Below are 10,005 nucleotides of genomic sequence, written 5' to 3'. Positions count from 1 at the left end.
TGTGTTCAGGGCTACGAATTAACGAATTGGACGAACTTCGCAGCTCAGAGCATGTTTCGTACGACGAACTATCTACGAACTCTGACGAATTAACTTCGGCGGCACCGACATCGTCAGAGGGTAAATTCGTACCTAATTCGTTTGAGTTCGTAACCGAATTTATACTCTGACCTGCAGGTTTCGTAATTTCGTTATTTCGTAGGGTCCGATGCACATAACGCAGGATCGGTCGGGCCCCTGTCTCTTCTTTGATCTCGATCAGCACCCCGTCGTGGACCAGGGGGGCGAGTTCGGCGTTGATCTCCGCGGCAGGCTTATTGCCTTTGAAATACTCCCGAGAGATCTCCGTGCGGGTGCGGCCCGCTTCCCCGCCGTCGAGGATGAAGGTGGCCAGACCGCCGGCGGATTCACGCTGGGCCTCCAGCTCATGGCTGGAGAAGAGCCATCTGGCGCTGTGCTCTGCGTACGCCCACAGCGATAACGCCGCGTCGAGGTGCTCGACGTCGATGGCGTCTCTGCTGTCGAGCAGTGCGTAGAGCATTGACAGCCGCAGCACCATCGTCACCGCGCGGGCGGTGGCCTCGGTGGCCCTCGAATCGGGACGGTCGCGGTTGAGTTCGCGATAGGCAGCGTCCCAGAGCCCCCAGAACTGGTCGGTGAACTTCATCTCGCGTCGCGGTGCCGCAGCTTTGTAGGCGGCCTCAAATAGTCCCGCGGCTGCGGCCAGAACGTTCCCCGGCAGATTGCCCAGCCGACTGTGCAGCCTTGAGCGCCGCGACAGGCAGATCAGCATCCTGTTGACGGTGCCGCCGGATAGGTCGCTGTCCTGAAGGGTGGCGCGGAACTCCCCCGGCGTGACATGCCCGATGACAACGATGTGCGGATCGGTCGCGGTCAGCCTGTTGTGCTTGCGCGTCAGTGTGCGCAGTGTCCGGCAGTCGAACGCATCGCGCAGCGTTGGCCCCAGGGTGTTGCCGTCGCGGCGCATACGCACCAGCACCGACTTGTACTCAGACTCCTTGATCAGTAGGCGCTTGTCCGCGACGCCGGGGTCGTAGTCCTTTTCATCGGGCTCGCCCGACGGGTCGCGCACCATCTCGATCAGCCCTTCGGCCGATGACAATCCCGAAGTAGTGAACTCGTCGAACCAGGGCAGCGCCCGTTGGCGAATCGCCTCGACAACGGCCAGCCCAGTACCTTTGGCTCCGTTATTGGTTCGGCCGACCACCAGCGGGTTGATGATCGCCTGGTGCCGGTCATTGCCGGCCATGAAGTGCGGGCTCGAACCGACGGTGGCTCCAAATTCTGCCAGGAGTTGCACCAAGATAGCGGCGGGGTCGGCCTCGGTGTGCGGTGCTACAAGGTTGACAATCCTTCCCGCGATGCCATGCAGCGCAGCGTTGTTGAGGGTCGGCCACGGCACAGTGCGGACCGTCTCGTCGTCGCTGTCCTCGGCCATCTCGACGTTTACCAGCTCGCCGAGGCTGTAGCCGGCGGCGATATGATCGGCAGCGTCCTTGCCGACCGCGGCCTCGACGATTTCGGTTGACGCGGCAATGCTGCGCAGTTGCTCACCGACCTGTGCAGCATGCTCGCGGCCCGCCTGGTCCTTATCAGACACGATGATCACGTGCTTGCCGCCCAGTACGGACCAGTCTGCAAGGTGAGCTTTACCAGCGCCCATCGCGGAGCACACCGCGACGGCGCCTCCCGCCTCGATTGCCAGCACGTCCTTTTCACCTTCAGGGACGTAGACCGTTCCGGCGTCGCCTATCCGATCAGCGTGGAAAAGGCTGCGGTCCTTTTTGTTTCCCGATTGAGGAAACGTCTTGTCTAGCTTGCGGTGAACCCTGCGACCGTTCGGATATTCATAGGTGGCGCCGTTGCGGTTGTCGAATAGGTCGGCCATCGCCAGGCCGTAGCCCGCGACCACGTCCTGTGTTGCGCAGCCAGCATGGCAATAGACCAGCGCTTGTCCGTCGATGCCGGTGACGCTCACCGACGGTTCATGATCGTCGTGTGCGCCGCATTGAACTTTTGCTTTGGCGGCGCCGGTATCTTTCGCGATGTAGCCTTTGTCGCGGGCGGCATCGAGTATGCGCTCGAAAGCGGTTGCGGGGGTGCCCATTACGCGGCCGACTTGCTGCGGCGCGAACACGAAGCCGTTACCGACGGTGCTCTCAGTTGTCGCCAGCAGATGGCACCGGCTCTACGGTGCACGCTGCGAGGTGCCCATATCCGGCGTCGGCAGCGTTGGCAGCGCCAGATCGGATGCTCTGAGATGCCCATCAGGCCACCTCGCCATCGCAAGCGGCGTGCAGCGTCTCTGCGAGCAGGCGGTCGGCAGGACGCTGCCACAGCGCTCTTCGCACCTCAAGCGGTACAACCGGCATCTGACCTGCGGCCAGCAGATGCCGTGCCGCATCCGCCCAACCATCGAGGGCGTGGTTAGTTAGCCGCGGCTCAGTGCAACGGCACATCATTGGATCTCTGGTCCCGCAGCCACAATCCAGCGGCACCGACCGATTCTTCGCATCGCGCCGGCGGTTCAGCTGCGATCGCGGATCCTGCGGATGAGTGGATGTGCAGGGCAGCCACACCAGTGCGCTACCGGGGCTTGTGGTCGTAGGTGCGGTAGCCTTTGAAGTGCCAGTGATGTGGTGGTTGTTGAGTTCTGATGGTGAGGGTTGGCCCTGGTGGTGCGGGGCTCGGCCCTCATCATTTTCATTTGGTGGGCTCATGCCGTCGCAGCCTCGCTGAGCCGATCAACATACGCCGCAAGAGATTCCGCGGTAATGAAGGCTCGGCGACCAATGTTTACCTTCACCAGTTCGCCGCGGTCGATCAGCTCGTAGGTGGTTGTGCGCCCGATACCTCCGAGCCACTTTTCGCGTGCCTCCTGTATAGAGACCAGTCGATTGGCTAGCTCCATTTGCGTCCGCTCACTTTCTGTCGTGCCCGCCGGTGCATCAGCGGCCTCTTGACAGAGTGCAGAGTTTTGTGCAGAGTTACAAATATGCACCGATGTACATCGCGGGAGGTTTCGGGGTGAGAGTGCCACTCGGCGAGGCCGGCGCGTCACATTTAGATCTTGGTGACGGGACGAGACTGGATGTCTCTAATGATTACGAGGTCGTTGGTGATCGTTGGATGCCAGCGTGGCTTGAGCTATCCCTAGCAGGTCACGACAAGCCGAATCAATTTACGCGCATTGAGATTCGCGATGGTCGACCAGAAGTGGTGGCTATGAGTTGGTCGTCGTCGCCGGGACAGCGTGAAATCAAACAGAATGATCTTCGCCACGCCCGTGTGTCCTCTGTTCTGGATGAGGTCTACACCGCGTTCATCATGCGTTTTGATAGCGAGAACAACCGGGTCGAGCTAGCCGTTGGGACCAAGGAAATGTCTGAGCGGGGCGAGGACGTCCAGGGTTTTTACGACGCACGTAAGTTTGTCGACCAGACGCGTGCGGCGTCATCGGGTAATCGCGCGATAACCGATGAGTTGTTGATACAGGTCGCCGACATATACCGCCGGAACATTGATCGAGCACCTACGCAAGCGGTTGCCCGAACCTTTGGCGTCAAGCAACGGATGGCATCGAAATATGTTGAGCGAGCTAGGCTTAAGAATTATCTGCCGCCAACCAAGCAGGGTCAAAAGAAGGCGTGATTTACATTCCCAACCGTTGGCTGAGGCCGTCGACGGCTGCGCGGGCAGTCGAGTCCTCTGCGTGGCCGTAGATGTCGCCAGTGATCGCGATTGAGCTGTGGCCGAGCAGGTCTGCAACGGCTTTGATGTGCACGCCGCCTTCCAGCCATGCCGTCGCCGCACTGTGTCGAAGTGTGTGCACCACAACGTCTTTCACACCCGCCGCTTTAGCGGCCGATTCGATCACCCGCAGCAGGTTCCGCGGGTCCACCGGTCCACCAGATTCGGTGGTGAATACCAGCCCGCTTTCGTGCCACTGATTGCCCGCACGTAGTCGATCTTGCTTTTGTCGCAGTCGGTGCTCGCGCAGTATCGCAACAACTGGCTTTGACAGCGGCACGAGGCGTCGCGACCGTGCTGTCTTGGGCTCGCTGGCAGCCAGCTTGCCGTCCACGCGCGCAAGTGTGGACGCCACCCGCAGCACTCCCCCGTCGAGATCGACCTTGTCCCACTTCAATGCAAGCGCCTCGCCGCGGCGCAATCCGGTGGAGGCGATCAACACCAGTGCCGGGTGATAGCGCGACCCTTTTGCCGCTTCGAGCAGTTTCACGACTGCATCACGGCCTAGATGGCGGGCCTCGGTTCGCTCTACGCCGGGTCGCTTCACCGCCGCCGCAGGGTTTTTCGCGAGCAGCCCATCGCGCACGGCCCCGTCGAGCCCGGCTCGCAGGACCGTGTATGTCGATCGGATGGTGCTGTCGGACAGCGCCCGTACCGGTTGCGGCTTGGGATCGTCATCCGTGCGCTGACCAGGCTTCATCTGGGCCCGCATGTCGAGGACCATCTTTTCGACATCCGAAGGTCGCAGCCGGTCCAGTCGTATGCAGCCAATCTGTCCGCGTTCGATGTGCTTGCGGCTCAGGTTCGCATACAGCTCGCGAGTGGCCGGCTTCCGGTCGGACGCCGCCAGTGTCGTGGCCCGCCAGTGCGTCATCCATGCAGCCACAGTGGTCGTGGCATCCCGCGGCGGCTGACCCTCTTTGAGCCGATCGCGCACCTTGTCCAGCTCGGCGAGCGCCGCCTTCTGGGTACGCCCGTAGACACTGACGCGCTTCTGATCGCCCGTCGCTGGGTCGCGGTAGCGCAGCCGGGCCTCCCAACGCCCGTTGGGACGTTGGTAGACGTTGCCCTGGCTGTTGGCCCGCCGTTTCGCCACGATGCAGCATCTTACGCTGATGGGCGTACCAATGGGCGTACGCTGACCAGATTCCTGGGAGCTTCAGAACAGAAATACCCTCTGACCTTGGTCGGGCTGACAGGATTTGAACCTGCGACCACTTGACCCCCAGTCAAGTGCGCTACCAAACTGCGCCACAGCCCGGTGCCGGCAACCACACCGCCGGCAGCAGGTGGAAAGCCTACAGCAGACCGCGAAGCCGGCCCCAACCCCAACGCGACATGGCACGATCGCGCAAGTGGCCAGCAGATCCCCCGACGACCAGCACCTGCGCGACCTCGCCCTGCTGCGCCGGGTCCGGGACCGAATCGACCGCGAGTACGCCCAGCCACTGGACGTCGAGGCGCTCGCCCGCGATGCGAATATGTCGGCGGGACACCTGAGCCGCCAATTCAAGAGTGCCTACGGTGAGTCGCCGTACTCCTGCCTGATGACCCGGCGCATCGAACGGGCGATGGCGCTGCTGCGTCGCGGCGACCTGAGCGTCACCGAGGTCTGCTTCGCGGTCGGCTGCTCGTCACTGGGAACGTTCAGCACCCGCTTCACCGAGCTGATGGGCGTGTCCCCCAGCGCCTACCGAGGCCAGACAGCTCACCTGCGGACGGGGCTGCCGTCATGCATGGAGAAACAGGTGACCAAACCGGTCAGGAATCGAGAAGCGCCCACCGCGGCGTTGTACCTAACCTGACCGTCATGGACATCACCATTCACGCAAGCGTTCTCCCCCACGACGATCCCGAAGAATCGTTGGCGTTCTACCGCGACACCCTCGGCTTCGAAGTTCGTCTCGACGTCGGCAAGGGCAAAATGCGGTGGATCACCGTCGGCCCACCGGATCAGCCTGGCACGTCTATTGTTCTGAGCCCACCGGCCCCGGGGCCGGGCATCACCGAGGACGAACGACGCACCATTGCCGAGATGATGGCCAAAGGCACCTACGCGATGATCGTCCTGGCCACCAAGGACCTCGACGGCACTTTCGAACGACTGCAAGCCACCAATGCCGACATCGTGCAAGAGCCCACCGAGCAGCCCTACGGGATTCGCGACTGCGCCGTCCGCGATCCCGCGGGCACCATGATCCGCATCCAAGAGCTGGGCTAAGCCCTGGTCGGTTCGCTCAACTTGACCAGCATCTTGCCGATGTTGGCCCCGGTGAACAGACCGTTGAGAGCGTCAACGCACGACTCGATGCCCTCAAAGATGGTCTGGCGAGCCGTGATTCGGCCCTCGTGCCCCCACTGGTGAAGCGCGGCGAATGCTTCGTCGAAGCGACCCCACTGATCGAGAGCGTTGAACCCCCGCATGGTCGCGGTCCTCGACAGCAGGTTCACGTAGTTGGCCGGTCCGGGGTGCTCGCCAGTTAGGTAGCTGGAGATGATGCCGCACAACACGACTCGCGCGTTCATGGCCAACCGGCCAAGCACCGCATCAAGAATGGGCCCACCGACATTGTCGAAGTAGACATTGACCCGCTTGGGGCAGTGCTCTTTGAGCGCGGCGGTCAGGTCGTCGTTTTTGTAGTCGATGCACGCGTCGAAACCGAAGTCCTCGACCACCGCCCGACATTTCTCCGGCCCGCCCGCGATGCCCACCACCCGGGCGCCGGCAATCTTGGCGATCTGCCCGGCCACCGATCCGGTGGCTCCGGCCGCAGCCGACACCACCACCGTGTCGCCGGCCTGAGGTCGGCCGAAATCGGTCATTCCGATATAGGCCGTCGCGCCGGTCGGCCCGTACACCGACATGATGGCCAGCTGATCGCTCTCGCCGGGGATGGGCGTGCTGAATACGTCGTCGCGGACGATGACGTATTCCTGGAAGCCGGTCAGTGTGGTGATGACGTCGCCGACTGCGTAGGCGTCGCACCGGGACGCCACGACCTCGCCGATTCCGGCGGCGCGGATGACTTCGCCCAGTTGTACCGGCGGAAGGTAGCCCTGCTGATCGTTGAGCCAGGTCCGAACAGCAGCGTCAAGGCCCACATAGGTGGTGCGGACCAGCGCCTCGCCCTCGCCAGGCTCGGGCGCCGGCGTGGTGACCAGTTGGGTGTCACCGGGCTGGACGAGCCCACTCGGGCGGTGACATAGCAGGATCTGGCGGTTGGCTAAGTGGGACACGATGCAAAAACTACCGAATGCGGAACAGCTATTCGGTGCGATCTTGGTATGCGAGCATCTGTTGATGAAATCCGAGGACGATCCGGAAGCTCGAATTCGGGAGCTGGAGCAGCCACTGGCCGAGACGGCGCGCGCGTCAGAGGCCGGCGAGAACCCCCTGCCCAGCAAATGGGCACCACCACCCGGACCCCCGATGCCACCGCCGCCGCCGCCGCCCTACGGCGGCTCGTTCTCAAGCCCCTTACCGGGCACATCGTCGCGTAGCCGGGCATGGTGGATTTTGGCTGGTGTCTTCGTGATTGGCATGATCGCCCTACCGGCGGGAATCATGCTCTTTACCGCACACCAGATTTCGCGCAGCGGCGTCTCCACCCTTTTGCCCATCCCGAGCATCTCCGTGGAAAGCCCCAGTCCTTCGACGGCTCCGACGCAAACACCTGCGGCTGGCCCGTCGGCGTCACCCACATCAGTGACGACGGTGCCGGCCAGCGGTAATGTCAGCGTCGCCGGCATCAACGAAAAGCGGACCATCGTCTGCAACGACGGCACCGTCAACGTCAGCGGGGTTGCCAACGAGGTTGTGATCACCGGCCATTGCGCGAGCCTCACGGTGTCCGGCGTCAAGAACAAAGTGACGGTCGAGACGGCCGACAGGATTCAAGCTTCCGGCTTCAACAACGAGATCAGCTATCTTGCCGGCTCGCCGCACATCGACACATCCGGCCAAGGAAACGCTATCCAGAAACGCTGAGCGGTCAGACCGCCAGGAGTCGGTACAGGCCCATAAGTCCGACTACGACGATCGTGGCGCGCAGCGTATTCGGCGACAAGCGACGACCATAATGCGCGCCCAGCCAGCCGCCGACAACGGAACCGACCGCGATGAGACCGGCCGCCGCCCAATTGATCCGGTCAAAGGCGACCAACGTATACGCCAGCGCCGCAACGATATTGACGAGCAAGGTCAACAGGTTCTTGGCGGCATTGGCCCGCTGCACTGATTCGGGCAGCAACGCACCCATAGCACCAACGAGCATGATCCCCTGCGCCGCAGTGAAATAGCCACCGTAAACACCGATCGCGAAGGTGCTCGCCACCAATGCGGCCATCCGGCGCGGTGACACGTCCTCGGCAGAGCGGCCGGCCTTCTCGGCCCGCTCTCGGGCCCACGTTTGAATCCAAGGTCCGATCACCACCAAGGCCAGTGCCGCGACGAGCAGCACCGGCACCACGCGGGCGAAGATCTTGTCCGGCAGATGCAACAGCAGCCAAGCACCCAGCACGGCCCCCAGGGCTGACGCAGGAATCTGCCATCGCAGACGGTCCCACTGGCCGCGCAGTTCACGGCGATAGCCCCATGTTCCTGACACGCTGCCCGCCACCAGGCCCACCGCGTTCGACATCGTCGACGTCACCGGCGGATAGCCCATTGCCACCAGGGTTGGGAAGGTGACCAAGGTGCCCGACCCGACAACAGCGTTGATCGCGCCCGCGCCTAAGCCGGCGAAGACGATCAGAATCGCATGTGTCAACGGCACCGAAAAGACCTTAGCTGGCCTGGTTTCGGTGCTTGCGTCGCCGTCAGCGCGACTTGGGCTTCCGTTTTTCGCGGACCCGCACGTTGATGCGGATCGGGCTGCCTTCGAAGCCGAAGGTTTCGCGCAGCCGCCGCTCCAGGAAGCGCCGGTACCCGGCCTCCAAGAAGCCGGAGGTGAACAGCACGAACGTCGGCGGGCGCGCGGTGGCCTGCGTGGCGAACAGGATCCGCGGCTGTTTGCCACCGCGCACGGGTGGCGGTGTGGCCGCCACCACTTCCTTGATCCAGAGGTTCAACCGACCGGTGCCGATCCGGGCATCCCACGACGCCAACGCACTCTCCAACGCAGGAACCAACTTCTGCACCGCCCGGCCGGTCTTCGCGGAGATGTTGACGCGCTGCGCCCAGGCCACCTGCGCCAGTTGGCGATCGATCTCGTTGTCCAGCTGGTAACGGCGGTCCTCGTCGACGAGATCCCACTTGTTGAACGCCAACACCAACGCCCGCCCGGCCTCGATGACCATGGACAGCACCCGCAGGTCCTGCTCGGTCAGCGGAACCGATCCGTCGATCAACACGATCACCACTTCGGCGGCGTCGATGGCGCCATGGGTACGTACCGAGGCGTAGAACTCGTGGCCGCTGGCCTGGCCGACCTTGCGGCGCAGCCCGGCCGTGTCGACGAAACGCCAGACTTTGCCATCCATGTCGATCAGCGAGTCCACCGGGTCGACCGTGGTGCCCGCGACGTCATGCACCACGGCACGCTGATCGCCGGCCAACCGGTTCAGTAGCGAGCTTTTTCCGACGTTGGGCTTGCCGACCAACGCCACCCGCCGGGGACCGCCTTGGGTGGCGACCAACTCGGCGACTTGCGGCAGCGCGCCGACGACCGCATCGAGCAGGTCGCCGATGCCGCGACCGTGCATCGCGCTGATCGCATATGGCTCACCGATTCCCAGAGACCACAAGGCGGCAGCATCGGATTCGCCCTTGTCGCTGTCAACTTTGTTCGCGGCCAAGAACACCGGCTTGCCGGAGCGTCGAAGGATACGCGCGGCCGCCTCGTCACCCGCGGTCGCGCCGACGATCGCGTCCACCACCAGGATCACGGCGTCAGCGGTGCGCATCGCCACCGCGGCCTGCTCGGCAACCAGCTGCTGTAAACCCTTGGCGTCGGGCTCCCATCCCCCGGTGTCCTGCACGACGAAGCGGTGTCCGGTCCACAGCGCGTCGTAGGAGACCCGGTCACGCGTCACCCCGGGTACATCCTGAACGACGGCTTCCCGCCGGCCCAGAATCCGGTTCACCAGCGTCGACTTGCCGACGTTCGGCCGGCCCACCACGGCCACCACCGGCGGTGGACCGCTGGCCACGTCATCGACGAGATCGATGAATTCAGCTGATTCCCAGTCGCTTTCGTCGATCCAGGTTCCATCTTCGGCTGAAGTCATAAGCGC

The 10,005-nt window shown here is 63.3% G+C and carries 10 protein-coding genes and 1 tRNA gene; 4 read left to right on the top strand and 7 right to left on the bottom strand.

Annotated elements, in window-relative coordinates:
* A partial coding sequence (locus tag VGG53_RS22795; RefSeq protein WP_331520391.1) for a DUF3987 domain-containing protein occupies positions 1–2,158 on the bottom strand: 2,158 nt, incomplete at its 3' end.
* 579 nt (positions 2,159–2,737) lie between these two features.
* Complete coding sequence (locus tag VGG53_RS22790) at positions 2,738–2,932, bottom strand: helix-turn-helix domain-containing protein (protein WP_331520390.1); 195 nt, start codon at positions 2,930–2,932, stop codon at positions 2,738–2,740.
* A 116-nt stretch (positions 2,933–3,048) separates the two neighbouring features.
* Here VGG53_RS22790 and VGG53_RS22785 point away from each other — a divergent pair, with 116 nt between their 5' ends.
* Positions 3,049–3,672, top strand: coding sequence for a hypothetical protein (locus VGG53_RS22785; RefSeq protein ID WP_331520389.1), 624 nt, complete (start codon positions 3,049–3,051; stop codon positions 3,670–3,672).
* 1 nt (position 3,673) lies between these two features.
* Here VGG53_RS22785 and VGG53_RS22780 read toward each other — a convergent pair whose 3' ends face one another.
* A complete protein-coding gene (locus VGG53_RS22780; RefSeq protein WP_331520388.1) occupies positions 3,674–4,867 on the bottom strand; it encodes a tyrosine-type recombinase/integrase in 1,194 nt (397 codons plus the stop codon).
* A gap of 88 nt (positions 4,868–4,955) precedes the next feature.
* A tRNA-Pro gene (locus VGG53_RS22775) sits at positions 4,956–5,032 on the bottom strand.
* Positions 5,033–5,126: 94 nt separating this feature from the next.
* On the opposite strand from VGG53_RS22775, the gene VGG53_RS22770 reads away from it, so the two are divergent.
* Both VGG53_RS22770 and VGG53_RS22765 read left to right on the top strand, forming a co-directional pair.
* Positions 5,127–5,576: a helix-turn-helix transcriptional regulator gene (locus VGG53_RS22770; protein WP_331520387.1), complete on the top strand. Its 450-nt coding sequence runs from the start codon at positions 5,127–5,129 to the stop codon at positions 5,574–5,576.
* A gap of 5 nt (positions 5,577–5,581) precedes the next feature.
* Entirely contained in the window at positions 5,582–5,992 is a 411-nt protein-coding gene (locus VGG53_RS22765; protein WP_331520386.1) for a VOC family protein, read from the top strand.
* Here VGG53_RS22765 and VGG53_RS22760 read toward each other — a convergent pair.
* Positions 5,989–7,008 (bottom strand): NADP-dependent oxidoreductase, encoded by a 1,020-nt coding sequence (locus VGG53_RS22760; protein ID WP_331520385.1) that lies wholly within the window; start codon positions 7,006–7,008, stop codon positions 5,989–5,991. The two genes, VGG53_RS22765 and VGG53_RS22760, sit on opposite strands and share 4 nt — an antisense overlap.
* Here VGG53_RS22760 and VGG53_RS22755 point away from each other — a divergent pair.
* Positions 6,992–7,759: a DUF3060 domain-containing protein gene (locus VGG53_RS22755; RefSeq protein ID WP_331520384.1), complete on the top strand. Its 768-nt coding sequence runs from the start codon at positions 6,992–6,994 to the stop codon at positions 7,757–7,759. The genes VGG53_RS22760 and VGG53_RS22755 overlap by 17 nt on opposite strands.
* A gap of 4 nt (positions 7,760–7,763) precedes the next feature.
* On the opposite strand, the gene VGG53_RS22750 is transcribed toward VGG53_RS22755, so the two are convergent.
* Positions 7,764–8,546, bottom strand: coding sequence for a sulfite exporter TauE/SafE family protein (locus VGG53_RS22750; protein ID WP_331520383.1), 783 nt, complete (start codon positions 8,544–8,546; stop codon positions 7,764–7,766).
* Between the two features lie 43 nt (positions 8,547–8,589).
* Positions 8,590–9,999, bottom strand: a complete 1,410-nt coding sequence (gene der / locus VGG53_RS22745; protein WP_331520382.1) for a ribosome biogenesis GTPase Der — start codon at positions 9,997–9,999, stop codon at positions 8,590–8,592.
* Positions 10,000–10,005: the final 6 nt, after the last annotated feature.

Origin of the sequence: Mycobacterium sp. (assembly GCF_036490025.1) — a bacterium.
GTDB lineage: Bacteria > Actinomycetota > Actinomycetes > Mycobacteriales > Mycobacteriaceae > Mycobacterium.
Note: the sequence above shows the minus strand (reverse complement) of the source record. Positions and strands in the feature narration are given on the sequence as shown.

What these genes read in the sequence shown, in the direction of transcription:
- VGG53_RS22790 (WP_331520390.1), bottom strand. Translation starts at nt 2,932, where the DNA reads ATGGAGCTAGCCAATCGACTGGTCTCTATACAGGAGGCACGCGAAAAG.
- VGG53_RS22765 (WP_331520386.1), top strand. Translation starts at nt 5,582, where the DNA reads ATGGACATCACCATTCACGCAAGCGTTCTCCCCCACGACGATCCCGAA.
- der (WP_331520382.1), bottom strand. Translation starts at nt 9,999, where the DNA reads ATGACTTCAGCCGAAGATGGAACCTGGATCGACGAAAGCGACTGGGAA.